Source organism: Zymomonas mobilis (genome assembly GCF_006715975.1).
GTDB lineage: Bacteria > Pseudomonadota > Alphaproteobacteria > Sphingomonadales > Sphingomonadaceae > Zymomonas > Zymomonas mobilis_B.
The window spans coordinates 1,589,528-1,615,631 of record NZ_VFOF01000001.1 but is presented as its reverse complement, the minus strand read 5'-3'; the positions used below and the strand labels follow the sequence as shown (position 1 = coordinate 1,615,631).

Sequence of the window (26,104 nt, the reverse complement as noted above, 5' to 3'; positions counted from 1 at the left end):
TTCCATCCACTTGCTAAAATCTAATACTAAGATTTTCTGTCTGTAGTGATTTTGGGAAATATCGGATTGGACTTTCAGCAGAAATTTTTTGTTATTATTTACATTAATTCTTACTGCTGATTGGGAGAAACTTTAAAAATTTTGCTTCTATAGCTTACTCTAAAAGCTAGATTTTGCTGTTTGCTGTTTGCTGTTTGCTGTTTGCTGTTTGCTGTTTGCTGTTTGCTGTTTGCTGTTTGCTGTTTGCTGTTTGCTGTTTGCTGTTTGCTGTTTGCTGTTTGCTGTTTGCTGTTTGCTGTTTCTGCCTCATTGTAAGATCAAATATAATTCAAAATAAAACAGTATACCCCTAAAAATATTTAAGGCAGCTTCCAGTGGTTAAACCGGCGCTGCCTCAAATATAATCTATAACCTAGATATTTTTTGCCTCAAATCATCAGATTTGAAGGCTGAAATCCTAGGGGAAACGGAAACCAAAACCAAGCGTTGCGCGTGAACGGGAGGTATGGTTGCCGAATTCCGTCCAGCGATACTGGGCATTCATGAAGAAGTTGTGGGTGATCGAATATTCGATACCACCACCAACGGAATAACCATTGCTCCAACCAACATACTTGTTGTTGAGCGCGGTACCTGCGCCGTTCACAGATACGTTGCGCTGCTTACCAGAAGCATAACCACCGGCCATGTAGATCAACAAGTCTTTGGTGGGGAGGAAACCCATACGCAGGGTAGCATCCCATTCCTGGAACATTTTACGGGCAGAATAGCTATCAGCACCAGTCTGACCGATGTTGTTACCCTGGCTACCAATCGCGACATTGCTGCCGGAATTGTTTTCCCACATTTTACTGGGGTTCCAGTAGCTGCCTTCAACGCCGAAAACAAAGAAGTTATCGACGACGGCATCAACACCCAAGGTACCACCATAGCCCATGTTGTTACGGCCAGAGGTATGGTTTGCCTGAGCTCGCGTCCAACCGATATCACCTTCAACGCGAAGACCGCGGAATTTGATACCGCTATGGTTAGCAACTTCGTTTGGATCAGGGGTCAGCGGAACCGGCTGAACAGAAGGCTGTGCGACAGTATCCTGAGCGACAACCGGCGCATCCTGAACCGGTGCGCTGCCATCCGAAGCGGATGTGTCTGATACTGGGGCGCCATAGGAAGGGGTCGCAGGCTGAGGTACAGTATCCTGTGCCCATGCCTGTGATGCAACCGCTGTGGTCAAGGCTGTTGCTGCAAGATAAAGCTTACGCATGCAATATACTCCATTTCACATGCGACTTCGGGAATAAATATCGTCCGTCGTCGCTGTCGGAAAAGTTTTATACAAAGAAAAAAGTTCTAAACAAAGTTAGTTATTGACCCAACTTACTGTGTTTATACTCTCCGGTTCTGCTGACATGGACGATTTTACACATAAATCCAATGTTATGCACCGCTCTATCTTATATTGCCCATTCCTATGTGGTAATGACGCAACAATTATTTGAAGATAAAGCAACATTCAAGCTCCGGTTAAAATAACCGGAGCTTTATTTATGAAAAATTATCTGAAGCGCACACCGAAGCCGAGCGTAGCACGCTGGCGGGAGGTGTGATTAGAGAACTGAGAGTAACGATACTGAGCGTTCATGAAGAACATTTTGCTCATGGAATATTCGATACCACCACCAACTGAGTAGCCATCGCTCCAACCGACATTGCGGTAACCGCCAACGCCAGAAGCACCAGTATAAAGGGTACGTTCTCTGGTCGTGGCATAACCACCAACTGCATAAAGCAGGATGTCAGGCTGTGCCAAGAAACCCATACGGATGGAAGCATCCCATTCCTGGAAAGCTTTGGTAGAAACGCTACCACCACCGGCTGTGTTCGCCATGTTGTTACCGTTGTTGTCGCCCCACATTTTGCTGGGGTTCCAATAGGTACCTTCTGCACCGACTACGAAATACTTACCGATCTGACCGTCGATGCCGGCGGTGCCACCATAACCCATGTTATTCTGGCCGACGCCATTTGCCCGCGCACGATCCCATCCGATGTCACCTTCAATACGGAAACCACGAAAGGTTGTCGGGGTATTTATAACCTGAGCTGGTGCCTGTGCTGCAATGGCAGCCGTTGCAACGGCGGCAGCAAAAATTATCTTACGCATAAATTACTCCACTTCCGAACTCGGCATGGTCTCTATATCATTTTACACATAAGCAAAACGATAAGCTAATGCACCCATTCACGAGATATCTATTAAGCTATAGTTCCGTAAATAGCATGTTTAAAATATTATTGCATAATATCGGGGTTGTATTGTTTATTTTTAGACTGGATTAGTAAAATATACTATAAAACAATGATTATGTTGCCATCATGCAACAGATGGTAATGAAGAAAATCTCCCTACTATTTTCTTTGCTAATACCCCGTTTTTAAAACTAAATTTCTAAAAATTATATATATTTTATACAATAATATTATGAATATTTCGTCTCTATACCAAAGGCATAATAATTATCAATATTCAAAGTTGTAATTTTAAGGAATAATTTCATGGCAGTGGCAATTGTAATACCTGCGCGTTTTGCTTCAACCCGCTATCCGGGAAAACCTCTTGTGCCTTTATCCGGTGTAGATGGGGATAAAAAGCCCTTGATTATACGGAGCTGGATGGCAGCCTGTTCGGTTCAAGGCGTCGATCGTGTCGTTGTTGCAACAGATGATCAACGTATTGCAGATGTAGTAGAAAAAGCCGGTGGAGAAGCTCTCATGACTCCGTCTTCTTGCCGAAATGGGACTGAACGCTGCGCCGCCGTTCTGGATCAGCTCGGCGATAATTATGATCTGATTATCAATTTTCAGGGGGATGCCCCGCTGACTCCGGCTTTTATTGTTGAAAAGCTGATCGAGATCATGAAAAGCTCACCTGAATATGGTATCGCGACTCCGGCGGTAACGACATCTCCCACTGTCCGATTCCAACTATTCGATGATCAGAAGCAAGGTTTGGTCGGGGGAACAACCGTGGTGTGCAATGCAAAAGGTGAGGCGCTGTATTTTTCGAAATCAGTCATCCCTCATCTTTCGAAAGCTGACCGCTCTGATCCTGATTTGCCTGTCTTCTTACATATCGGACTGTACGCCTATCGCCCTAACACTTTACGGCATTATGCGTCCCGTTCACCGTCAAAACTGGAAATGATTGAAGGGTTGGAACAATTACGCTTTTTGGATGACGGGATAGCGGTTAAGGTTCCGCTCATCGACAAACCTGATCTTGAATTATGGGAATTGAATAATCCGGTCGACCGTGACCTGATTGAAGCCACCTTAATGGCGCGTGGTATAAAATAAGCGAAAGCAACATGCTATGTCTAACAAACTGAACAACCAATATCCGAGCCTCAATCTTTGCGGTCAGGAAGTCGGGCTGGGTCATAAATTATTTTTGATCGCTGGCCCTTGTGTGATCGAAACAGAAGATTTGACCTTAAGGACAGCCGAGCGACTAAAAAAAATCGCGGATAAGCTGGGCATCCTTTTGATCTACAAAAGCTCTTTTGACAAAGCGAATCGCTCTTCCAGCCAGTCTTTCCGTGGCCCCGGTATTGATGAAGGCCTCCGCATTCTTGAAAAAGTGCAGCAGGATGTCGGCTTACCGGTCCTGACCGATGTGCATAATGCCGCACAGGTTCAGACCGTTGCCGAAGTCGTTGATGTCTTGCAAACGCCTGCATTCCTTGTCCGTCAGACCGATCTTATCGAAGCCGCCGCCGCTTCTGGCCGTCCGGTTAACATTAAAAAAGGTCAGTTCCTCGCTCCGGGTGACATGGCTAATGTCGTTGCCAAGGCGCGTGTCGCTGCGGCCGAGGTTGGTATCGCGGCGCCTTCTATTATGGTTGCGGAACGTGGTGCCTGCTTTGGCTATAATAATCTGGTTTCCGATATGCGGGGACTCGTGATTATGCGGGAAACCAATTGCCCGTTGGTCTTTGATGCGACCCATTCCGTGCAATTGCCGGGTGGTCTTGGCAATAAAAGTAGCGGTGAACGGCAATTTGTTTCTGTTCTGGCGCGTGCCGCAGTTTCCGTTGGTATTGCCGGATTATTCTTGGAAACGCATCCTGATCCGGCCAATGCGTTGTCTGATGGTCCTAATACAGTACCGCTTGATCATCTGGAACCGTTACTTACCAATCTGGTAGATCTCGACAGCTTTGTTAAAGAACGTAAACTGATCGATCAATGATACGGTCAGAGTAACCGTTTTATCTTTCATTATTTATAAGTATTTTACTAAAGAATCTGCCCCGTCAATACGTAAGTAACTTTTATACACTAAACCGTTTCTGGTTTTGGTGTAAAAAAGGGACTTCACGGATGGGGCAGATTCAACCACTCTTAAGAGGAGACGATGCTTCTTCTTGTGTTGAGCCAATAGACGATCAACCACTAGGCTTTAATTTTTTATTCGCTTTTCAACCGATCGTTAATACCAATACCGGTCATATTTATGCGCAAGAAGCGCTGGTTCGTGGCATGAAAGGTGAGGGGGCAGGTTTCATTCTTTCCCAAATCAACGACAGTAATCGCTATTATTTTGACCAAAAAGCCCGTGAAAAAGCCCTTCAATCTGCCTTATTCTGTGAATGGCAAGGTGCCATTAGTCTCAACTTTATGCCTAATGCGCTCTATCATCCGGAACATTGCCTCAGCCGGACGTTAGATGCTTGTAAAAAGCTCAATATCAATCCTAACCGAATTATTTTTGAATGGTCAGAAAAAGAATATCTGACTGACTACGCCCATATCAGAAATATCATTTCGACTTATAAACATCTAAATTTCAAAGTCGCCTTTGATGATTTCGGAGGCCTTTATTCTAACCTCAATCTGTTAACGGCCTATCACCCTGATATTATCAAGCTTGATCGTCACTATGTCATTGGCATCGAGAAAGACAGAAGACGCCGCGCTGTGGTGAAAGCGATGGTGAATCTCTGTCGTGAGCTGAATATCGATTTTATCGTGGAAGGCGTCGAGACGCTCGAAGAATATAATGTGTTAAAAGATTTGGGCGTTGATCTAATGCAGGGATTTTTATTGGCGCGTCCGGCCTTAATGCAAATGCCGCATGCAACGATGCCCTATTAGAGGAGGTTAGAAGGTTTCCTTTTTCACAGAAGCAAAAGATAACAACCTCAATTCACCGCTGTTTTCAAAATAGACCGCATTGATGCCATTTTTTAACATCTAAACCCAATCAAGCTATGTTTCTCGCAAAAAGTAATAGCTCTAACTTTATAAAAAGAAGGGCTATTGTCGCCATTTACTCTTGGCAAAAATGAATAATTGCGTTACTAGCGCGCTTCTATCGACTAGAATATGGTTGCTACCATTTGCGGAGAGGTGCCAGAGAGGTCGATTGGGACGGTCTCGAAAACCGTTGTGCCCTTACGGGTACCGTGGGTTCGAATCCCACCCTCTCCGCCATATAATAGCTTAATTCCCCGAGAGATTTTTAGCGATTTTAACGGCAAACCGGTCGGTCATGCCTGAAACACAATCAGTTAAAGCATGCAGTGCTTGATAAGGAGTTTTTACATCCCTTATGTCCAGTCCTACCGTCTGGCATAATTGCCGATGATAGGCTTCCAGCTTTTCTCCATCCCAATTTTTCTGCTTCAAATCTTCAAAAACAGGCAGCGTGCCGTCCAAAATCCGATGGACAACATTCCTACCATAGACTTCCAGTTCGGTTTTTCTACGCGACGTAAATAGACGATCTTTGGCGGTCTTTTTGATTTTTTCAAAGCCGTCTTTGATGCTGGATTCTTCAATCAGGGATGTTGAAAATTGACCAGACATCAATTCGTCGTAACGTTCTTTAAAAACTTCGACACAGGCCTTAATCGCTTTACCAATACAGTCAGAACGAGCATTAGCGATTTCTTCCGCTGCATTATATTGTTGCGGGATATGAATAGATTTACATATCCCTTGAAAGTGATCCATTATTTCGTTTTTACTTAGGTCACCAGAAGCATAAGCATCTTCTAAATCAAGAATATTGTAACAAATATCATCAGCGGCTTCGACCATGAAAACGAGAGGGTCACGTCGCCACCAAGTAATATTTTCAGTGTTTTCTGATTTTAAATTTAACGCCTCGGCTACTTCTTTAAATAAACCTAACTCACTTTTGAAAATACCGATTTTTTTGAGGCCGCAATAAGGATTTTTGGCTAAAGACAATAAATCTTGCTCGCTCTTAAGCATGTCAATTTTTTTCAAGACACAATAATTTTCATCTGTTTTAATTTTTTGTCGTATAGACGCTGTTACTGGGTATTTGACGAAAGCGCCTAATACGCCATAAGAAAGACGCATACCGCCCATATTGCGATCCATCTCAAGTCTAGTCAGCAGACGAAATCCTTGAGCATTACCATCAAAATTTTTTAACTCCTCCATTTCTTCTGGCAAGATATCCTTGAATAAGGATGAGGCATTGGAATCTTCAAATTTTTTGGAAAACCATTTACCAATAGCGGATTCTCCAGCATGACCAAAAGGTGGATTACCAATATCATGGGCAAGGCAAGCGGCTTGAACAATGCCTGCAAGGGTATGGCACTCACCTTTTTTAATTTTATTTTCATTTTCTAGCCAGTGACCGATTCTCATTCCTAAAGATCTTCCTACACTGGCCGTTTCGACGCTATGTATCAGGCGATGATGGATATGATCATTTTCGTAAAGGGGATGCACTTGTGTTTTATTGGCTAAACGTCGGAACGCTGATGAAAAAGTAATGCGATCGGCATCTTGAACAAATGCAGGTCTATCAGGGGCTTCAGCATATCGGCTATATCCTAATCGATCGTGATTAAGTAATTTTTCCCATTCCATTTTAAATATCCCAAATAAATTCTAAAAATATTTGAGATTAAATAGTAATGTTTTGAATTTATTAAATATAATTTGTTAAAAATATTTAATTTTATTTATATGAGGTGTTCTAATGACGCGTTTTTGGGCTGACCTCCATGTTCACTCCCGTTTTGCCCGTGCCACCAGCCGCAATCTCGATCTGGAACATCTCGCGTTAGGTTCAGCCGAAAAAGGCATCCAACTTGTTGCCACAGGGGATTGCACCCATCCGACATGGCGCCAAGAAATGAAGGAACGGCTTTACGCGGAAGGCAATGGCCTATTCCGTCTCAAGCCAGAAATTGAACAGCCTTTAATGGCAACCCTGCCTTCCGGTTGTCAAAAAGAAGTCCGCTTTATTATCTCGGGTGAGATTTCAACGATCTATAAAAAAGGCGACAAAACCCGAAAAGTGCATCATCTGGTTTATCATTCTTCCTTTGATGCCGCCGACCGTTTTGCTGAAAAGCTAGCAAAAATTGGCAATATCGTTTCCGATGGTCGCCCTATTCTGGGGCTAGACTCACGTGATTTACTAGAAATAACCCTAGAAGCTGACAAAGATTCATGGCTTGCTCCTGCGCATATATGGACGCCATGGTTTTCCGCTCTGGGGTCAAAATCCGGATTTGACTCTATCGAAGAATGTTATGGCGATTTGGCTGGACATATCTTTGCAGCCGAAACGGGCCTGTCTTCTGATCCTGAAATGAATTGGCGCGTTTCTTCTCTTGATCGCTACCGCCTTATTTCCAGTTCGGACGCCCATTCTCCGGCAAAATTAGGACGAGAAGCCACGCTTTTTTCCTGCGAAATGGGTTTCTTACCGCTTCGCCATGCTTTGGAAACGGGTGAAGGCTATGTTGGTACCGTCGAATTTTTCCCCGAAGAAGGGAAATACCATGCCGACGGGCATCGCAACTGCGATATTCGACTTGATCCCAAGGAAACATTGGCCTTGGATGGCCTTTGCCCTGTTTGTGGTAAGCCCTTGACGATAGGGGTTGCCCATCGGGTTGAAATGTTGGCTGATCGCGATGAAGCCGTCCCACCGCTGACAGCAGGTGAAGTCAGCAGCTTAATTCCTCTACCTGAAATTCTAAGCGAGTTACTTGGGGTCGGCGTTGCTAGCCGCAAGGTAGGTGAGCGCTATGCTGAATGCTTGCGGCAATTAGGTTCTGAAATGGCGATTCTGCACCATGTCCCCTTAGAAGAAATGCAGGCCATCCATCCTTTATTAGAAGAAGCCATTCGCCGATTAAGAGAAGGCACAGTCATCCGTCAGGCTGGATATGACGGAGAATATGGCGTTATTCGCCTATTTGAAAAACAGGAGATGGAAAAGCTTACCAAAGGCGGCTTGTTATTTCCCGTTACGGAAATGACAAAACCCGCCACCCATCCCAAAATACAGAAAACATCAGCCCCTTTGGATGAAGCCTCCGTTCCATCTAAAAATCCTCAGCCACAACCCATCCAATCAGAAGAACAGGCAACCGAAATGCCTGATTACCCGATGCTTGCTACGCTCGATAACGATCAAAAAGCGGCAGCATTGGTTACTGATAAGAATTTAATGATTTTGGCTGGCCCAGGCTCCGGAAAAACCAAAATGCTGACCCATCGGATTGCCCATCTGATAAAAGAAAAAGCTATTCCTGCTGAAAAATGCTTACTCCTGACTTTTACCCGAAGAGCAACTGATGAATTAAAAGCCAGAGTAAAACAGCTCATCACAGACAAAGATCACCAACCCGTCATACATAGCTTTCACTCTTTTGCGCTCCATGTGCTGAAACAAGACAGTGAGGCCTTCGGCCTTGCCGCCGACTTCCAGATTATTGACCGCTCAACGCAGAAAAAAGCTTTCATGAAAACGGCTGGCCTCTCCTCAAAGAAAGCGGATGAATGGCTAGAACGTCTTTCTGTTCTGAAAAGATCTGGTCAAATCAGCGGTGTTGAGGAAGAACAATTTCGGCAATGCCTAGAAAATTTGAACCAATCGCATAATTGGCTCGATTTCGATGACCTTCTAATAAAAGCTATCAACGGGTTGCAAGAAAATGCAGCCTTGCATGCAAAATGGCAAAAGGCTTTTTCTTTTATATCTGTCGATGAGTTTCAGGATATTGATGTCGGCCAATATCAACTTATCCGACTCTTGATCGCGGATGATACCCAATTAACTGTCATTGGTGACCCTGATCAGGCTATCTATCATTTCAGGGGTGCCGATTCCGAATGCTTCACCCGTTTGCAGCAAGATTTCCCTGATATTATCAGCCGTCGCCTCAGTCGAAATTATCGTTCTTCAACTGACATTGTCGCCGCTGCCAATATTATTATGCCGGACAACAATGGTCAGCCGATGCGCGATTTTGGCGAAAAAACCCTCCTTTATCCCGCGCGTGATGAAATAGATGAAGCACGTTTTGTTGCCACCAAAATAGAAGACTTGATGGGCGGCCACGATATGTTGACCGCACAAGCTGGCAAAAACAGAGGGCACAGCCCTAAAAGCTCGCTTGGATTCCATGATTTCGCGGTGCTGTACCGCAATAACTTTCAAGCCAAAGCTTTTGAAAAAGCTTTCACGCAAGCAGGTATTCCATTCCGTAAAACAGCCCCAATACCGATTACCAACCATCCAGCCGTTAAAGCTTTTATGGAGATGATCGAAAACATGCCCGAAGACTTTTCTTTGGACAGTCGATTATCCTCGCTTGAAACGATCTCGGCACATCTTGCCCAAGAAAATCAGGGTGAAGAGGCGCTTCTCTCGCCTGCGGAAAGAGAACAAGCCTATTCATGGCTCAAAATTCTGGCGGAAAAAGCAGGCAGTCAAAGCAATACTTACTTTTTAGAACAGGTTGTCTTGGCCAATGAAGTCGATTTCCATGATCAACGCGGGGACAGGGTTTCCTTGATGACAATGCACGCCTCAAAAGGTCTGGAATTTCCGGCTGTCTTTGTCACCGGCTTAGAAAAAGAAAATTTCAACCTACATCAACAGGCTGATAAACCGATCGAACAGGCCGAAGAAAAACGATTATTCTATGTCGCCTTAACCCGTGCTCGTGACTATCTATTCTTAACACACAGTAAAAAACGCTTCATCTACGGTGAAGCCCAAAAGCAAACGCCTTCGATTTTCCTCGACAATATCAAAGATATCCTCATCACCGAAACACCCAAAAAACATTCTTTCGACGCGAAAAAAGCGCAATATTCTTTTTTCTAAAAGACCGACTTTTTTTTAAAATGCCCAAGCCGATGCCTGTCTCAGGGGTTGGCTTATTTTTTATGAAAATCCTATAAAAACTGAATTCACTAATAAATGTAAAACTGAATATAATGTAAAATAGTATTATATATAGTTTTAAAAAATGAAAAATTCGCTTTTTAGAATATTAAATTAAATGAAAATTATGAAATCATGCAAAATATGAAATATTTACTCTAAATAAAACATGCCTTCATGCTGTTTATAAATAACGACTTATTTTTTTATTATCAAAACTTTGGTCGTAAATTTATTTAAAGTTATGGGGGCCCATGTCCAAGCGGAAGATTTCGAAGCGCAGCCTTTGGCTAGCGAGTGTCACCTTTATTATTCAAGCCGGTGCCACGTTAGCCTTTCCTTCATCTGCCGAGGCTATTGTTATCAACGATAACAATACACCGGATAGTACTTTGGATCAGACTAATCTCACAGGTATTGGCCAGATGGTTACCGACACTCAAAACGGTAATCTTACGACCTGCACCGGTACTTTGATCAATCCAAGAACTGTGCTTTTTGCTGCTCATTGCGTCAATGATGCTGCCGCGACCAGCTATGGTTCGGGGCAAGGGGGCACGCCAGTCAGCTTCGGTTTCTCGGCAGACAACAAAGATGCAGTAACCAATTGGCTATCTTCGGGACAACGTTACCAAACCAATGTTGAACAGGCGATATATACGGTTGAACAGGTAAAATATAACGCGGCGTCTATTGACCCGTCTGGCAAAAATTACCTGCACAGCGATATCGCGACCGCAACGCTTGACACACCGGCCTCCAATATCCCTACATGGGCACTGCTTTTTTCTCCGCTGACCGGCACTACCGATAGCACGGACAAAAATGGCACGGGCTATCATGTGACGATGAGCGGTTACGGTCTGTCAGGTACGGGTTCAACAGGCGCCACTGAGGCCATAGATTACCGACGCCGCTCTGCGGAAAACATGTTGGGTGCTCTGGCTTCTATGAACGATGTGACAGGATTCTTATCGAATACAGCTAATGGCTCAGCACAGAACCTCTATCAGTTTGATTTTGATGATCCGAAAAAGGGGCAAGAAGGGGCCAATCCGAACGATATTAATCTGTTCAGTGATACTGCGCTCCCAAAAGAGGGCATGACCGCTTCCGGTGATTCCGGCGGGCCTCTTATTCTGGATCAGACTTTTTCAAAAGAAGTTATGATCGGCGTTTTGTCCGGCAATAACCGCTATTTTCCGGGTCAAGTCGAAGGCAGCTACGGCACGACCGCTTTTTATCAACCTCTCTATCTCTATTGGCAGTGGATCGCTGAAAATAATCCTTACCACTACGCCACTGCCAAGGCCGGAGATAGTAAATGGAGCAATCCCGATCATTGGTTAAGCCAAATTGATCCCAGCTATCAGATCATCGATAGCAATGGTCAGTTAGTAAACGGCGTTCCTACCACCACAGAAGCGGGTGTAAACGGCGATAATCCTAAATTCGGCAGCCTCTGTTATGACAGTGGGACAAGCAATTTCTGTAAAACCCTGACCGGAAGCGCAAGCGATAACGGCCAAAGCGCATTACCAGATGCGACCTTGGAAAATGGCCTGCCTAATGCCAGCGGCTTTGTGCCTAATAACCAAGAAGCCGACCGGGAAAGTGGTGCCAAGGCACGCTATTTTGATATCACGCTTTCTGCCGATGGTACGACCACGCTTGATATGAATGCGACCGTTGACCGTTTCGCTATCGATGGGGCAGGGGCTAAACTCGATATTCAAAAGGGATACGGGCTTAACAGTTTGATCGATGTCACCCAGTATAATGGCTGGATGAATGTTGATGGTGATCTGTCAACAGCGGGTGATTATGCTATCATTACCGGTCTGTTGAGTGGTAGCGGCAGCATCACCACTCCCTATCTTACCAATGTCGCCGGTGTGATTGCCCCAACAGGCAATATGACCGTTAATGGTAATCTTATTCTTTCATCCGGCAGTACGCTGGCTATCCGATTGGGTTCTAACCAGACCTCCGATAAGGTGACTGTCAATGGCTTAGCCAATATCGGCGGCGCTGTCCGCTTCTCGGCCATGTCCGGCTATAAAGTCCATAACGGTGACCAATTTACCTTCCTGACGGCCAGTGATGGTCTGTCCGGCACATTCGGCAGCTCGACTGGTCTAGATGGCATTATCAATCCGGTTTTAAGCTATGACGACAACAGCGTCACTGCCACTATCCGGATGAGAGGCTATCAGGAAATCATCAACAGTCATTCTTCGGCACAAACGGCCTATGCACAATTGCTGGATCAAAATCTTCAGGCCAATGTCTCGGGATTAGATAATATCTACTCTCGCCTTGATTTGATGGATGCCGCGCATTTGCAAGCAACGCTGGAATCGATGGCACCGCGTAATGAAGCTACCATCCGCGCGTTGGATCGGGCAGGCAGTGAAAACATGACCCGCTTTTTCCGCCAACGTCTAAGCCGTATCAGCCATGAAGATATGGGCGGCAGTTTGGCTTTTTATGGCCAGCCTCTCGCTTTTGCATCAGCCTCTTCGTCTCGTAATGTTGGACAGAGACAAGCCTCTGATATTTCAGACACTGTCTCGCTTTCACCCAATATCAAATTTGCTGATAATATCAGCGCCTTTGTGGCAAGCGGTTATCTGAATGGTCATAATCAATCCATGCCTTCAACCAGCCTGTCTGGACATGATAGCTTTAATGGATGGTTCTTGGCAGGCGGTGCCGAAATTGAAGCCAATTCCAAGGTGAAAGCCGGTGTCGGTCTGTCCTATACGAATTTGAACGGCGACACTTCAAACGGCCAACAAAGCAAAGGTAGTTTGGCACAGGCCACAGTTTATGCCTCCTATAAATTACCGGCCAAACTGATTTTATCAGGACAGGTCAGCGGTGGTATCTTCAGCACAACCAACAAAAGACAGGGCGCAATCGACAGCCTGAGTTACAATTTCCGGCAGAAAGGTTCCTCTTTCAGTGGTTCCGCCGAAATCGGCTTAGGGCGCGATATCAAACTGTCCCAGTTGGTTATTACACCGAATGTCGCGGTTCGGGGGCAAAAGACCAACGGCAACAACTTGACCGATCGTGCCATAGACGGCGGCGATAGCGAAGCGGCTTTACAGCTTAATCGCAAAGCTTATAATTCCGTCCAGACAAGAGCCGGTTTTGATTTCTCCGGTAACGTCAAGGTTGGTGGCATTGTCTTGGCACCTCATGCCAGCGCCCATTATGTGCATGAATTATTGCATCAGCCCCATTCTATAACGGCGAATTTCGTCAATGGCATAGGCCCTGATGCGGCCTTCATGCTGCCTAACAGCGATCATAACTGGGGTGAAGTTGATGGCGGCTTGAAAATCAAGGGACGGCGTGTCGATTTCGATTTATCGGCTGGTACGGTCTTTGGTCGCCAAGATCTCTCCTATACTGCCTATCGCGGTTCGGTGACCTATCGCTTCTGATAACACAAGATTCAGTCTGAAATAAAAATAACAGACAGAATTACCCACCTCGGATACGGCCTTTTTTCAAGGAAAAAAGGTCGTATTATTACCAATAAAATCTATTTTTCTGTAAAAGAAGGCCGCCCCCTAGAAAAGGAGCGGCCATTATTTTGTCAGTGAGCAAGGGGGCTTACTCAATCACCTGACTATAAATATACAGCAATATGGAGCTAATTGCCGCATAAAATAGATCCATAGCCGTTGAAAGCATCCGAATCTATTTAACTCCTGTAACAAAAATAAAAGATAGTTCAATTATGGATGTAATATTTCTTACGTAAATTTTTTTCAAGTCATCATGAAAAATTAAATATAAAGACCGATTAGCTATCATCCCTTAAATGGCGAGCGCTTTATTTCTTCATTTTGTTTTTATAGAAGTTCGGCTTTCTATCGACTATCATGGTTCTCATCAGACCATCAGTCGGGCTTCCTCCGACTGATTTTGTCCTAAACATTCTGTTATTTTATCCAGTAAAAAGGCCAGAATCAGGTGAATATATACGAATATCAGGCGATGGCTCTCTTAAACGAACGGGGTGTATCGGTTGTCCCCGGTTATATGGCAGCTAGCGTGGAAGAAGCCGTTCAGGCCGCAGAAAAACTTTCTTCAGCCCCCTATGTCATCAAATCCCAGATTTTGGCGGGTGGTCGCGGTAAAGGGCATTTCCTCGAAGCGCCAACAGAAGGCGGCGGCGTTCGTTTGGTCTCCGACCTCGCGGCGGTCAAAGAACAAGCGGCTTCAATGTTGGGTCGGCGACTGGTGACGGCGCAGACTGACGCTCAGGGTATTCCCGTTGAAAAGCTGCTGATTACGGAAGCCATTTCAATTGGTCGTGAATTTTACCTGTCTCTTCTGGTCGATCGTAAAACGGGTCGGGTTACTTTTGTCGCTTCGCCTGAAGGTGGCATGGATATCGAAGCTGTTGCTAAAGATAAACCGGAAGCCATTCATCGCATCGCTATCGATCCGGCAACCGGATTCCAGCCTCATCATGGCCGGATGATTGGTTTTGCGCTCGGCCTGTCCGGTGATGTTTTCAAACAAGGTATCAAACTGGCTGCCAGCCTTTATAAAGCCTTCATTGAATCCGACATAAGCCTGCTTGAAATCAATCCACTGGTTGAAACCACCGATGGTAAGCTTTTGCCAGTTGATGCCAAGGTCAGCTTCGACGACAACGCCCTGTTCCGTCATTCCAGCATTGCTGCCATGGGCGAGGCCGGTGCTTCCGATCCATTAGAACAAGAAGCCCGTCAGGCTGGTCTGTCTTATATCAAACTGGATGGTAGCATCGGCTGCATGGTCAATGGTGCCGGTCTGGCTATGGGCACGATGGACATCATCCAGCTTCATGGTGAAATGCCAGCTAACTTTTTGGATGTCGGCGGCGGTGCCAGCAAAGAAAAAGTAGCCGCCGCATTCCGCATTATTCTCTCCGATCCTTCGGTCAAAGGTATTTTGGTCAATATTTTCGGCGGAATTATGCGTTGTGATATCCTCGCAGAAGGCATTATCGCCGCCGCCCGCGAACTTGAAATGACCGTTCCTTTGGTTGTTCGATTAGAAGGCAACAATGTCAACGAAGGTAAGGCCGCTCTTGTCTCTTCGGGATTGCCCATTATTACAGCCAATGATCTCGGTGATGCTGCTCAAAAAATCGTAGCCGCTATCCGGCAGACTGCTTGATATTTCAGCTTGCGGTAACACTAACTCCAGCATGCTTCATAACCGGCAAAGGGAGATTCTGATGAAAGTAATAGTGCCCGTTAAACGCGTGATTGATTATAACCTGAGACCAAGGGTGAAAACCGATGGCTCGGGAATTGATCTTTCCAATCTTAAAATGTCTCTCAACCCCTTTGATGAAATCGCGGTCGAAGAGGCTGTCAGGATGAAAGAAAAGGGCATCGTCAAAGAAATCATTCTGGTTTCTGTGGGGGTAGCCAAAGCTCAGGATCAATTAAGAACCGGTATGGCTATCGGTGCTGATCGCAGCATCCTGATCGAAACCGATGAAAATGTTGAACCTTTGCATGTCGCGAAATTACTGAAGGCTGTTGTCGATCAGGAAAAGCCAGATCTGGTCATTGCCGGTAAACAGGCCATTGATGACGATTCCAATCAGACCGGCCAGATGTTGGCCGCGCTTCTCGGCTGGTCACAGGGCTGCTTTGCTTCAAAATTGACGGTTGCCGATAATAAAATCGAAGTCACCCGTGAAATTGATGGTGGTCTTGAAACCATCAGCCTGAATTTACCTGCGGTGGTCACTTCTGATTTACGTTTGAACGAGCCCCGTTTCGTCTCGCTTCCCAATATTATTAAAGCCCGCAAAAAACCGATCGAAACCAAAAAGCCAGAAGATTTTGGTGTCGATATCACGCCGCGTTTAAAAACCTTGAAGGTAGAAGAACCTCCTGTGCGTCAGGCCGGTGAAAAAGTGGAATCGGTTGAAGAATTTGCGGCCAAGCTCAAAGAATGGGGAGTCGTAGCATGAGTGTTCTTGTCCTTGTCGATTATAACGGTGATTCACTCGATGAAGGCAGCTTGTCTGCGATTACCGCCGCCTTGCAGATTGACAGCGAAGTCGATCTGTTAATTGCGGGTGAAAATATCCGTGGCTTGGCCGAGGCCACTGCCAAAATAAAAGGCGTGCATAAAGTTTTATTGGCGGATTCGCCTGTTTATGCCCATGCTTTGGCTGAAAATATTGCTCCTCTGGTAGTCAAATTGGCTGGTTCCTATCAGGCTGTGGTCGCTTCGGCCAATTCCAACGGCAAAAACATTGCCCCACGGGTTGCCGCTTTACTGGATAGCCAACAGATCTCAGAAATTATCACGGTCGTTTCGCCTGATACTTTCCGTCGTCCAATCTATGCCGGTAATGCCATCGCCACCGTCCAATCCGCTGATGAAAAAAAGGTCATCACGGTTCGGGCAACGGCTTTTGAAAAAGCAGCAGCAGAAGGGGGCGATGCCCCCATCGAAGCCGTGGACGCAACCGAAGACGCTGGTCTTTCCCGTTTTGTCTCCGTCGATTTACAGCAATCGGGTCGCGCTGATCTCAGCACGGCACCGATTGTGGTCTCCGGCGGCCGTGCTTTGGGTTCACCTGAAAAATTCCACGCCTTGATCGAAGGCTTCGCTGATCGTGTTCATGCGGCGGTCGGTGCCTCTCGCGCAGCGGTCGACGCCGAATACGCACCTAATGATTGTCAGGTCGGCCAGACGGGTAAAATCGTTGCACCAGAAGTCTATATCGCGGTCGGTATCTCCGGTGCCATCCAGCATCTCGCGGGTATGAAAGATTCCCGTAAAATTGCGGCGATCAATATTGATCCAGAAGCCCCGATTTTCCAGATTGCCGATATCGGTCTGGTTGGTGATCTTTTTGAAGTCATGCCGGAATTGATCGAAAAATTCTAAACAGACTTCTTCTATCGTAAGATGAAGAAGGCCTAACGCAAAAAATACGGATGACAAGACACAGGCTTGTTGTCCGTATTTTTGTATCTAATGACGGCAATCCCGCCTCTTTTGCATAGATATAATCTGGATCAATTTGTTATCTTTGCTTCCAATCATCGCGCTTACGGTTCTAATAAAGTCGGATATTCTCAATAGTCTGGCAATGAGTCGTCAAAATAGTTTGAAACTGTTCTATGACGACGCCGTTCTGTAATTGAGATAGATAAACCTGCTTGAAAGGCAGCAATGCCAATCTGTTTACATTATGGCAGGTATGAATGGAGAAGAAGATGACCGAAGCCGAATGGTGGGAATTTGAAAATGTCGAAGCAATGGCCAAACAGATTGCCGACGACATCGAATTTATTATCAAGCAAGCTATCGAAAAAAAAGGCCGTGCCTTAATCATCGTTCCCGGTGGTTCGACGCCTAAACTGGTTTTCCCGACTCTGGCTGCCCGTGATCTCGACTGGCCAAAAGTCACGCTGATGCTGACCGATGACCGTCTGGTCGCTCGCGATAATGAATTGAGCAACTTTGGCCTTCTGACCAAATATTTCGAAAAAACCGGCGCTGAGCTGGTTTCCCTGATTGATGAATCCTATCTGGATGATCGCGCTGCCGCCGGTCGTGCAGCCGACGAAAAACTGGCTTCCTATAAATGGCCAGCTGATCTCGTTTGGTTGGGTATGGGTAACGATGGTCATACCGCTTCCATCTTCCCGGGACCCAATTTTGATGAAGCCGTTAATGGGCCTCGTGAACGCCGTGCACTTGGTCTTTTGCCTGTGCCATTACCACCAGAAGCTCCCGTTGCTCGCGTAACGCTCAGCTTGTCTGCTCTGGCTTCTGCTCATACCGTTATGGTTGTCATTACCGGCGATCACAAACGCACGGTTCTTACCGATGCTCTGAAAGAAGGCGCGTCCAGCCGTCTTCCCGTCGGTCGTGTTCTCGGTGAAACCGAAGCATCCATCGACGTTTACTGGAGCAAATAAGCAAAACCTGCTTTTTTGTTTGAATAACTGCATTTAAATAGAGCGGCTACTTTTCAAGAGTAGCTGCTCTATTTTTTAGGATAAATTATGTTCGATAGGGAAAAAAGCTATTTGAGTGTATTTAATATTGTGCCTTTTACAATGCTTCTTTCCTTGCCGGGCTGGTTTTTCTTATTTGTATATCTGAATAAAATTGGAATTTTTCCTTATTTTTTAAAAAATATTAATATACCTTCTATTGTATTCATTAGTATTTCAATTATAGCAATTTATGCAATTTTATTTTTATTTAGTTTTTTTAGTTCTATGTGCTTTTTTGTTTTTCTTCATCCGATTTTTTCAGGCAAGCAAATCATTCTGCATTTCTATTTTTTTAGAATACCGATACAAAATATAAGAACAAAATGGGATGTTTGGAAAACAGAAAAAATAATTAAAAAATGTTTAAATCGTTCTTTTTTGATTATCTGTCATATAATATTTTTTATATATTTTTTGTATATGATTTTTTAACATGTACTTATTATAGATTAACATTAGATAAAAATATTTTGTATTTATTGCTGTATTTTAATGCATTTGGGTTTTTAACTTCTTTAATATTTTATTTTTTGAGCTTAAATGAAGAAAAGAAAAATCTTCAAGAAAAAAAGATTTTTCTTATTTTTATTCTATTGATGGGGGTGATGTTATTGGTAGTTTTTAAGGATTCTGTTTTTACTATGACAAGAACTGTAAATAGCATTTTTAATTTCCATACCCCTAATAATAAAAAAGTTTTTATTTTAAAAAATAAAATTTTGGAAGTAGATAATTTATTAGAATTATATGGCGAGAAATCTAAAAAAGATTGTTATTTAACAAATAATAAAGATTATGTCAGCCTTTCCATTGAAGGTCGTGACCTACCTTTGGTCATTATATGGAATGATGCTTCAGATAAGGTTGTTGTTGGTTTTGATGGCAGTATTAAAAAGAATGAAGATCTATATTTACCTCCTGTTTTCATTAATTCTGATTTTATCAAAGAATTATCACCTAAAAGTTTGAATTTAACCTGTAATAAAAAATAACGTTTTCACTATCGGAATCTTTACCGCCGATGTTCCGGCGGTAAATCGCCGTCAAAGGCAATCCGGCGTAAACATTCCCGATAGATTAGCTTCATCTTTTCATCTTTGGACGATTTTGGGGCTAGATAGCGGCATTCCAGAAATTTTTGTTCTCTTTGGGCTGTACCTTCTGTCGGTAAGGAGGTCGTTATTACCGTCGCTAATATGGGCGGTTTTTTCCGAACGGTCGCTTTTCCTGATGTCGATATAACCAGAAGCAAACAAAGGGCGACCGCCGTTAGAGATGAAAGTAACACGGCAGCGAGGCAGATCGCTATATTAGCAGATAAACGAAACAAGGGTATTCCATTTCAAAAAAGCTATTGCGAGAGCATATCATATTATATGAGTTCGTAAAAATAGATAAAAACAATACGGAATAACGGCTTTTGTGATCCTATCACTATAAACCTAAAGCCGTTTTTTGCTTTCTCTAAACGCCTTCCTCAAAAAAATGACTGTTTCAAAAAGAGGATAAGTTAAAAGCTACTTCTCCGTTTCTCTATTCTCGAAATCCAGCCATCGGCGCTATTTTACGAAAAAACAGCGCCAACAGCCTTCCTTCTGGATGCTACAAAAAGCCAAAGCGCTTTTTATAAAGAGACATCCACTTTGAAATAATAAAATCCACCATTCATGCCCAATTGAGACGTGCTCATATTATATTGCGGCACACCCAGATAACGATGATCCACAGGCACACGGGTCGGGTGGACATTGAACAGGTTATTAGCGCCTATCGTCAAAGCCAGCTTTGGATTCACCCGATAGGTAATATCAAGATTGGTCACAAATTTGGGCTGATTAAGGAATTTGAAGAAGTCATAGGCTGATGCAACCGATGTATTGGCGACACCTTTATAATACGCCAATTGGGACGTGGTATGCCCCCAACGGATTTCATGCAGCCCGACAATCCATTTCTTATCGCCACTGGTAAACTGACCACCCCAGATAATTTTACTGCGTGGATAGGCTGTCGTGATATAGGCGATGCTCTGCGTCGTCAGCAGGTCATTACCTTGCGCATCCGTGCTTTGATGGGTCAAAATCGTGCGATTGACGTTGGCTGATACACTCCAGTCGATATGCCCGATATCACCAAGATAGGTCGGATAAGTGGCGGTGATATCAATACCACGGGTGCGCGTGCTGGCGACATTCGCAAACCAATGGGTCGACAGCGAAGCCGATGCCCAGCTTGCCGCTTCTGATGGCAAGGTAAAGCCATTCATCGCAAGCGCGCTTAAGGCCTGATTGCCATAGACGTTACCGCCTGGCAAAATCTGGTCACGCAGTTTGATCTGATAAAAGTCAGCTGTGATATGCAGTCTTTTGATCGGCTCAAAAGTAATACCAGCGGTAATATTGGTCGAACGTTCCGGTTTTAACTTTTCCGCGCCATTCGCCAATGCCCCGGGGGAGCTCGCACTAATAATACCATGGGCAGCCGTCGGCGACAGCGTTACCGCACTATAATATTCCTGTGCCAAAGTCGGCGCATGGAAAGCGTTGGACAGGGTCGCTCTAAAGCCCAACCACTTAAACGGATCATAGCGTAAAGCTACTTTTCCTGTTTTGGTGTCTCCGACATCGGAATAATGTTCGTAACGACCAGCAACATCAATCTGCAAGTCTTTTACCAGATGGGTCGCAACATCAAAATAACCGCCAAAGACATTGCGGCTAAATTTCCCTGCATTGGCTGCAGCCGTTCCCGGAAGAGCATCTGATCCACTACCATAAGTAGAGTCTGCCGATCCTGCACCGATGGTATAGCTTTCATAACGATGGGTCGCACCACCGGCGACATTGATGGCATGAGGCCAACCATCAACATGGAATTCTTTGCTGAAATCAATGGAGTTACTCCATTGCTGGTTATTAAAGCGCTGAACACCATTAAAGGTCGTTGGGGTTCTACCCGTATCTCGATACAATTGGAGATTGGCAGAATCTTTCAAGCCGATATTGTCATAATCGCGGCCATAGACACTGGAAACATCCCAATTCCAGCCTTTAACGACGCCTTTCAAACCCGCCATGATCTCCCAATCATTTTCATTCATGGTTTCAACTGGGGAATAACCATTCGGGTAAATTGCAGCATAGCCGGGGTAATTGGCTAATGAGCTAGGAAGACGATAATTCTGGTAAGAACCCGCATAGCGATGGGCATAGGTAGCTAAACCATAAGCTTCAATATTATTGGTAATCTCATAGCCGCCTTTGATTGCAAAGCTTTCTCGCGTTTGCTCCGGCTGTCCTAATAATTTGTTGTCTTTGGTTCCCGTTCTCAAATCGGCAGCACTGCGATAGGTATGGTTCTGACGGAGGAAATCCCCACTGACATGGAGATATCCGCGCGAACCCAGCTTGGTACCACCATCCAAATAGACGCCTTGCTGGAAACCATCTTTAGCCGCCGTAATTCCTGTCAAGGTTTGGGCATGGAAGCCATGATCCTGTTTTTTCAGAATGATGTTCACAACACCCGCCACAGCATCAGAACCATATTGCGCCGAAGCCCCATCACGCAAAACTTCGATATGGTCGATCGCCGCCATCGGGATCATGTCGATATCAACTGGCGTTGATCCCTGTTGCGGGCCCGGATTGGCATAAATGTTGGCCGTGGTATGACGACGCTTACCATCCACCAAAACCAAGGTCTCATTCGGGCTCAAGCCCCTCAAGCTTAAGGAATCCGTCAAAGCTCCACTGTCATAGCCACCATTCGGCACCGTCAAAGAAGGTAACAACTGCGTCAAAGCATCACGCAGATTGGGCATACCCGTCTGGCTCAGCTGTTTTGCTGAAATAATATCAATAGGGGAGATACTCTCTCTCGCCTTTTTACCGGTTTCACGCGTTCCGGTAACAATAATAGCATCCCCGTTATTACCGGCGGCATTGTTATTCGCTGCAGCATCGTTCGATACGGTATCGGATGCGTTACTGGCTAAAGCGCCCACTGGATATTGCAAAAGTGTAGATGAAAGGCAGACAAAAAAACCGCCCTTGAGGAATACTTGCTTCATAACCCCCCCCATAAATTTTACGACTGTATCTGATCTGTTTGTGTGCTGATTTTAAAGGAAATATTTGTTGTTGCGTCTAAAGGAAACATTTGTCAGTAATATCATTACGTTATAAAGTATCATTTTATAAATTTATCAGCCGAATGTCTAGTAGTATGATGTAATTTTACTATTATCGTGTCTTTTATGATGCAATATACTAAATTGCTCAAATATAACGCATATATCTTATTTTATAGGCTGGACTTCAAAAACCGGCGTCTAACGATCTAAAAAAAAACCATCGCTTTTAACTCAAGATAACACTCATTACCCTTTGAATTAAAAGGATTTTTTTTGAAAACGAACTCTAAAAAATGGGTGGTGATTAGTGCTCTTTTCCTGTTACCCAGTCATGGTAAAGAGATAGATTTTAAATGATTTCTTTAAAATATTTTTATCGTTAATATCTGTTACTAGGAAAAGATATTTTATTTTAATTACCGTGCCCCATTCAAAATTCTGACTAGCGGATCTCTTTTGATCATCCCACCAAAACCATCGAATTTCAAACAGGGCAGGGTGTCACAACGCATTATTCGGTCTTCGATAAAGGACAGATAGCTTCCCGCAACGGTGCCAATCCATGGCTAGCCCGTCTGGCATCCAACTGATCTTTGTCGATAACAGGATATAAAGAGCCATCCTTTTTCACCTGTGTGCCATATATCTGCGGTTTGCCATCTCTTGCCAAAAGCTGGTCTTCTAAAATAGCTACATAGTCACCGGGGAAATCCTGACGCGCAAGCATATGTCGCATCATGTCTAATGCGCTTCTTTGAAAAGGGATATCATGAGACCGCTGAATTAAATGAAATTCAGCCGCCACGGCATCGCCTCCGACTTGAGATAGTGCAAATAAGCCTTCTTTATCGATCATTTTCTTAAAATCGCGCGTATTCTTACGATCTGTTTCCTCAACTTCTTTCCAGTCAATCGGCTGCCCCTTAGCGAAGTGGCTTCTGACTGCCTGTTCATGCTCGCTCATAGCAATCAGCATTTTTGCTTGTTTTTTGAAATGGGAGGCTGCTTGCATCTCTTTAAAATTCTGATGGTTCAATGCGTAACCAGGGAAAGCATGATCTGATATACAACTATCCGAAGACATTTCTGTCGCGATTTCGCCTGCCGATGCAGGAAGGCTTTCTGCTCGTCCTATCGCCGGAATGGCTGAGGCCATTATAAAAAAGAAAATGATTTTTTTCTGAAAACCCGATGGCCGGATAGAAGTTATATCAGGTGCCGGATCCCTATGACCTGATAAATAAGTAAAAGCTTTGAAAGCTTTTTTAATCATTGTCATATGTATCTCTTCTTATTTTTAATATAAACATTATTTCTCGATGAAATTTCAATATATTTTAGGGGTTATATATTACTTTTTATTCGTTATGAAAAATTTTTACTTTTTAATAAAATTAAAATATAAATTATTTTCTTTTTAAAATATATTTATACATGTATTTCGTTTGTGAAATTGCAAACTATAAATCCACAAAAATAGAATTATCATGGACTAAGTCGCCAATATTTCATTTTATTTTCATTATTCTTTTGTTGTCATTCTCAGACAGCATACTTGTTGAATGAGGCTTTTTCGGCTATGGAAGCCTTCATTCGTCAGAGAATTAATGCGGTTCACGTGTTAATTCTGGTTGTGGTATCGAATCCTTTTATAGTCCACCTTATGCCTGATCTCAGGATAACAGGTCGGAAAAAAGATAAAAGCATAGATACTAATCTTTCTAAATGGACAGGAAACACATGAGCCTGCGCAACGTGGCCATCATCGCGCATGTCGATCACGGCAAAACGACGCTTGTCGACCAGTTATTTCGTCAGTCAGGTACTTTTCGCGAAAATCAGCGGATTGATGAAAGAGCAATGGATTCCGGCGATCTCGAAAAAGAACGTGGTATTACCATTCTCGCCAAATGCACCTCGATTGAATGGAACGGCAAACGTATCAACATCGTCGATACGCCCGGCCATGCTGACTTTGGCGGTGAAGTAGAACGCATTCTTTCTATGGTGGATGGTGTTATTCTGTTGGTTGATGCCGCAGAAGGCCCAATGCCACAGACCAAATTCGTCACCAGCAAGGCTTTGGCTCTTGGCCTGAAGCCGATCGTGGTTGTCAATAAAATTGACCGTCCCGATGCGCGTGCAGCCGAAGTTCTGGACGAGGTTTTCGACCTCTTCGTGACTTTAGGCGCCAGTGATGAACAGTTGGATTTCCCTGTTCTTTACGCTTCTGGACGTAACGGTTATGCCGGTGATAGCGAAGAAGTTCGCGAAGGCACCTTGGAACCGTTATTCGAAAAGATCGTCGGTCACGTCAACGCACCAAAGGTCGATGCTGATGCACCGTTCCGTTTTCTGGTAACGCTGCTTGATCGTGATAACTTCGTCGGTCGTATTTTGACGGGTCGTATCGACGCCGGTAAGCTTTCCTTGAACCAGCCGATCCATGCTATTGATATGGACGGTAACATTCTGGAAACTGGCCGCGCCTCAAAAATCATGGCCTTCCGTGGTTTGGATCGCGTTCCGGTTGAAGAAGCCTCTGCTGGTGACATCATCAGCTTGGCTGGTCTTACGGTTGCAACCGTGGCCAATACGATCGCTGATCCTGCTGTAAAAGAGCCAATCGCCGCTCAGCCGATTGATCCGCCAACGTTGTCCATGCGCTTCTCGGTGAATGATTCACCTTTGGCCGGAAAAGAAGGCACCAAGGTCACCAGTCGTATGATCCGTGATCGCCTGATGGTCGAAGCCGAATCCAATGTCGCTATCCGCGTCACTGAATCCGACGAAAAAGACAGCTTCGAAGTCGCCGGTCGTGGTGAATTGCAGCTTGGCGTTTTGATCGAAACCATGCGTCGTGAAGGCTTTGAACTTTCAATCAGCCGTCCGCGCGTGCTGTTCGTCGAAGGCGAAAATGGCCGCGAAGAACCGTATGAAACGGTCATGATCGACGTTGATGATGAATTCTCCGGCACGGTCGTCGAAAAAATGTCACTGCGTAAAGCAGAACTGGTTGATATGCGGCCTTCAGGCGGCGGTAAAACCCGTATCACTTTCTCGGCACCGTCACGCGGTTTGATCGGTTATCATGGTGAATTCCTGTCGGATACCCGTGGTACCGGCATCATGAACCGCCTCTTTGAAAAATATGGCCCTTACAAAGGCCCGATCTCTGGTCGCCAGAATGGTGTGCTGATTTCGCTTGGTACCGGTTCTTCGGTTGCCTTCGCGCTCGGTTCGCTTGAAGAACGCGGCGTTCTGTTTATCGGTGCCGGTGAAACGGTTTACGAAGGCATGATTATTGGCGAAAATGCTCGCGACGGTGACATGGAAGTCAACCCGTTGCGTGCAAAACAGCTGACCAACATGCGTTCTTCCGGTAAGGATGATGCCATCCGTTTGACGCCGCCTCGTGCAATGACGTTGGAACAGGCTATTGCTTACATCGCCGATGATGAATTGGTCGAAGTTACGCCGAAGTCCGTTCGCCTCCGCAAACGCTGGCTCGATCCGAACGAACGCAAGCGTCATGCTCGCGCTTCCAAAAACCTCTAGTTGATCTTTAGGGTGTCAAAAAACTAACAGGCTTTTTGACGCCACGGGTCAAAAAATAATAAAAAAGCGTCTTCTCTATGGGAAGACGCTTTTTTCTTTTAAGATCTTATTATATTCAAGCCATAT

Annotated in this window: 18 protein-coding genes and 1 tRNA gene; 12 read left to right on the top strand and 7 right to left on the bottom strand. The window is 44.7% G+C overall.

Features of this window, described 5'->3' with window-relative positions; genetic code table 11:
* Positions 1 to 166: 166 nt before the first annotated feature.
* From FBY58_RS09380 to FBY58_RS07055, 3 genes are all read right to left on the bottom strand, one after another.
* Positions 167 to 310: a hypothetical protein gene (locus tag FBY58_RS09380; protein ID WP_221624821.1), complete on the bottom strand. Its 144-nt coding sequence runs from the start codon at positions 308 to 310 to the stop codon at positions 167 to 169.
* Positions 311 to 457: 147 nt separating this feature from the next.
* Positions 458 to 1,264 carry an outer membrane protein gene (locus tag FBY58_RS07060; protein ID WP_141920235.1) on the bottom strand — a complete coding sequence of 269 codons (807 nt, stop codon included), beginning with the start codon at positions 1,262 to 1,264 and terminating at the stop codon, positions 458 to 460.
* 291 nt (positions 1,265 to 1,555) lie between these two features.
* Positions 1,556 to 2,164 (bottom strand): outer membrane protein, encoded by a 609-nt coding sequence (locus FBY58_RS07055; protein WP_141920233.1) that lies wholly within the window; start codon positions 2,162 to 2,164, stop codon positions 1,556 to 1,558.
* 392 nt (positions 2,165 to 2,556) lie between these two features.
* On the opposite strand from FBY58_RS07055, the gene FBY58_RS07050 reads away from it, so the two are divergent.
* The 4 genes from FBY58_RS07050 to FBY58_RS07035 all read left to right on the top strand — a co-directional run bounded on the left by FBY58_RS07050 (position 2,557) and on the right by FBY58_RS07035 (position 5,496).
* Positions 2,557 to 3,357, top strand: a complete 801-nt coding sequence (locus FBY58_RS07050) for a 3-deoxy-manno-octulosonate cytidylyltransferase (RefSeq protein WP_141920230.1) — start codon at positions 2,557 to 2,559, stop codon at positions 3,355 to 3,357.
* Between the two features lie 16 nt (positions 3,358 to 3,373).
* The gene (gene kdsA / locus FBY58_RS07045; RefSeq protein WP_141920228.1) at positions 3,374 to 4,252 is read left to right on the top strand and encodes a 3-deoxy-8-phosphooctulonate synthase; all 879 of its coding nucleotides are present in this window, start codon (positions 3,374 to 3,376) and stop codon (positions 4,250 to 4,252) included.
* 131 nt (positions 4,253 to 4,383) lie between these two features.
* Entirely contained in the window at positions 4,384 to 5,157 is a 774-nt protein-coding gene (locus FBY58_RS07040; protein ID WP_141920226.1) for an EAL domain-containing protein, read from the top strand.
* A 249-nt stretch (positions 5,158 to 5,406) separates the two neighbouring features.
* Positions 5,407 to 5,496, top strand: a tRNA-Ser gene (locus FBY58_RS07035).
* A gap of 9 nt (positions 5,497 to 5,505) precedes the next feature.
* Here the strand turns inward: FBY58_RS07035 and dgt are convergent.
* Positions 5,506 to 6,915: a dGTP triphosphohydrolase gene (gene dgt, locus FBY58_RS07030; protein WP_141920224.1), complete on the bottom strand. Its 1,410-nt coding sequence runs from the start codon at positions 6,913 to 6,915 to the stop codon at positions 5,506 to 5,508.
* A 112-nt stretch (positions 6,916 to 7,027) separates the two neighbouring features.
* On the opposite strand from dgt, the gene FBY58_RS07025 reads away from it, so the two are divergent.
* From FBY58_RS07025 to FBY58_RS06995, 7 genes are all read left to right on the top strand, one after another.
* A complete protein-coding gene (locus tag FBY58_RS07025) occupies positions 7,028 to 10,177 on the top strand; it encodes a UvrD-helicase domain-containing protein (RefSeq protein ID WP_141920222.1) in 3,150 nt (1,049 codons plus the stop codon).
* A gap of 314 nt (positions 10,178 to 10,491) precedes the next feature.
* Positions 10,492 to 13,692 (top strand): autotransporter domain-containing protein, encoded by a 3,201-nt coding sequence (locus FBY58_RS07020; RefSeq protein ID WP_141920220.1) that lies wholly within the window; start codon positions 10,492 to 10,494, stop codon positions 13,690 to 13,692.
* Positions 13,693 to 14,227: 535 nt separating this feature from the next.
* Positions 14,228 to 15,424: an ADP-forming succinate--CoA ligase subunit beta gene (gene sucC, locus FBY58_RS07015; protein ID WP_141920218.1), complete on the top strand. Its 1,197-nt coding sequence runs from the start codon at positions 14,228 to 14,230 to the stop codon at positions 15,422 to 15,424.
* Between the two features lie 61 nt (positions 15,425 to 15,485).
* Positions 15,486 to 16,235 carry an electron transfer flavoprotein subunit beta/FixA family protein gene (locus FBY58_RS07010; protein WP_141920216.1) on the top strand — a complete coding sequence of 250 codons (750 nt, stop codon included), beginning with the start codon at positions 15,486 to 15,488 and terminating at the stop codon, positions 16,233 to 16,235.
* On the top strand, positions 16,232 to 17,164 hold the full coding sequence (locus FBY58_RS07005; protein WP_141920214.1) for an electron transfer flavoprotein subunit alpha/FixB family protein: 933 nt from the start codon (positions 16,232 to 16,234) through the stop codon (positions 17,162 to 17,164). Before FBY58_RS07010 ends, FBY58_RS07005 begins: the two co-directional genes overlap by 4 nt.
* A gap of 332 nt (positions 17,165 to 17,496) precedes the next feature.
* Positions 17,497 to 18,204 (top strand): 6-phosphogluconolactonase, encoded by a 708-nt coding sequence (gene pgl / locus FBY58_RS07000; protein WP_141920212.1) that lies wholly within the window; start codon positions 17,497 to 17,499, stop codon positions 18,202 to 18,204.
* Between the two features lie 722 nt (positions 18,205 to 18,926).
* Positions 18,927 to 19,277: a hypothetical protein gene (locus FBY58_RS06995; RefSeq protein WP_141920211.1), complete on the top strand. Its 351-nt coding sequence runs from the start codon at positions 18,927 to 18,929 to the stop codon at positions 19,275 to 19,277.
* A 20-nt stretch (positions 19,278 to 19,297) separates the two neighbouring features.
* Here FBY58_RS06995 and FBY58_RS06990 read toward each other — a convergent pair whose 3' ends face one another.
* The 3 genes from FBY58_RS06990 to FBY58_RS06980 all read right to left on the bottom strand — a co-directional run bounded on the left by FBY58_RS06990 (position 19,298) and on the right by FBY58_RS06980 (position 23,699).
* Positions 19,298 to 19,615 (bottom strand): hypothetical protein, encoded by a 318-nt coding sequence (locus tag FBY58_RS06990; protein WP_141920209.1) that lies wholly within the window; start codon positions 19,613 to 19,615, stop codon positions 19,298 to 19,300.
* A gap of 294 nt (positions 19,616 to 19,909) precedes the next feature.
* Positions 19,910 to 22,357 (bottom strand): TonB-dependent siderophore receptor, encoded by a 2,448-nt coding sequence (locus tag FBY58_RS06985; protein ID WP_141920207.1) that lies wholly within the window; start codon positions 22,355 to 22,357, stop codon positions 19,910 to 19,912.
* A 574-nt stretch (positions 22,358 to 22,931) separates the two neighbouring features.
* Positions 22,932 to 23,699, bottom strand: coding sequence for a DUF6624 domain-containing protein (locus FBY58_RS06980; RefSeq protein WP_260432140.1), 768 nt, complete (start codon positions 23,697 to 23,699; stop codon positions 22,932 to 22,934).
* 461 nt (positions 23,700 to 24,160) lie between these two features.
* Here FBY58_RS06980 and typA point away from each other — a divergent pair, with 461 nt between their 5' ends.
* Positions 24,161 to 25,978: a translational GTPase TypA gene (gene typA / locus FBY58_RS06975; RefSeq protein WP_141920205.1), complete on the top strand. Its 1,818-nt coding sequence runs from the start codon at positions 24,161 to 24,163 to the stop codon at positions 25,976 to 25,978.
* Positions 25,979 to 26,104: the final 126 nt, after the last annotated feature.

What these genes read in the sequence shown, in the direction of transcription:
- FBY58_RS09380 (WP_221624821.1), bottom strand. Translation starts at nt 310, where the DNA reads ATGAGGCAGAAACAGCAAACAGCAAACAGCAAACAGCAAACAGCAAAC.
- FBY58_RS07060 (WP_141920235.1), bottom strand. Translation starts at nt 1,264, where the DNA reads ATGCGTAAGCTTTATCTTGCAGCAACAGCCTTGACCACAGCGGTTGCA.
- FBY58_RS07055 (WP_141920233.1), bottom strand. Translation starts at nt 2,164, where the DNA reads ATGCGTAAGATAATTTTTGCTGCCGCCGTTGCAACGGCTGCCATTGCA.
- FBY58_RS07050 (WP_141920230.1), top strand. Translation starts at nt 2,557, where the DNA reads ATGGCAGTGGCAATTGTAATACCTGCGCGTTTTGCTTCAACCCGCTAT.
- kdsA (WP_141920228.1), top strand. Translation starts at nt 3,374, where the DNA reads ATGTCTAACAAACTGAACAACCAATATCCGAGCCTCAATCTTTGCGGT.
- FBY58_RS07040 (WP_141920226.1), top strand. Translation starts at nt 4,384, where the DNA reads ATGGGGCAGATTCAACCACTCTTAAGAGGAGACGATGCTTCTTCTTGT.
- dgt (WP_141920224.1), bottom strand. Translation starts at nt 6,915, where the DNA reads ATGGAATGGGAAAAATTACTTAATCACGATCGATTAGGATATAGCCGA.
- FBY58_RS07025 (WP_141920222.1), top strand. Translation starts at nt 7,028, where the DNA reads ATGACGCGTTTTTGGGCTGACCTCCATGTTCACTCCCGTTTTGCCCGT.
- FBY58_RS07020 (WP_141920220.1), top strand. Translation starts at nt 10,492, where the DNA reads ATGTCCAAGCGGAAGATTTCGAAGCGCAGCCTTTGGCTAGCGAGTGTC.
- FBY58_RS07010 (WP_141920216.1), top strand. Translation starts at nt 15,486, where the DNA reads ATGAAAGTAATAGTGCCCGTTAAACGCGTGATTGATTATAACCTGAGA.
- FBY58_RS07005 (WP_141920214.1), top strand. Translation starts at nt 16,232, where the DNA reads ATGAGTGTTCTTGTCCTTGTCGATTATAACGGTGATTCACTCGATGAA.
- pgl (WP_141920212.1), top strand. Translation starts at nt 17,497, where the DNA reads ATGACCGAAGCCGAATGGTGGGAATTTGAAAATGTCGAAGCAATGGCC.
- FBY58_RS06995 (WP_141920211.1), top strand. Translation starts at nt 18,927, where the DNA reads ATGACAAGAACTGTAAATAGCATTTTTAATTTCCATACCCCTAATAAT.
- FBY58_RS06985 (WP_141920207.1), bottom strand. Translation starts at nt 22,357, where the DNA reads ATGAAGCAAGTATTCCTCAAGGGCGGTTTTTTTGTCTGCCTTTCATCT.
- FBY58_RS06980 (WP_260432140.1), bottom strand. Translation starts at nt 23,699, where the DNA reads ATGACAATGATTAAAAAAGCTTTCAAAGCTTTTACTTATTTATCAGGT.
- typA (WP_141920205.1), top strand. Translation starts at nt 24,161, where the DNA reads ATGAGCCTGCGCAACGTGGCCATCATCGCGCATGTCGATCACGGCAAA.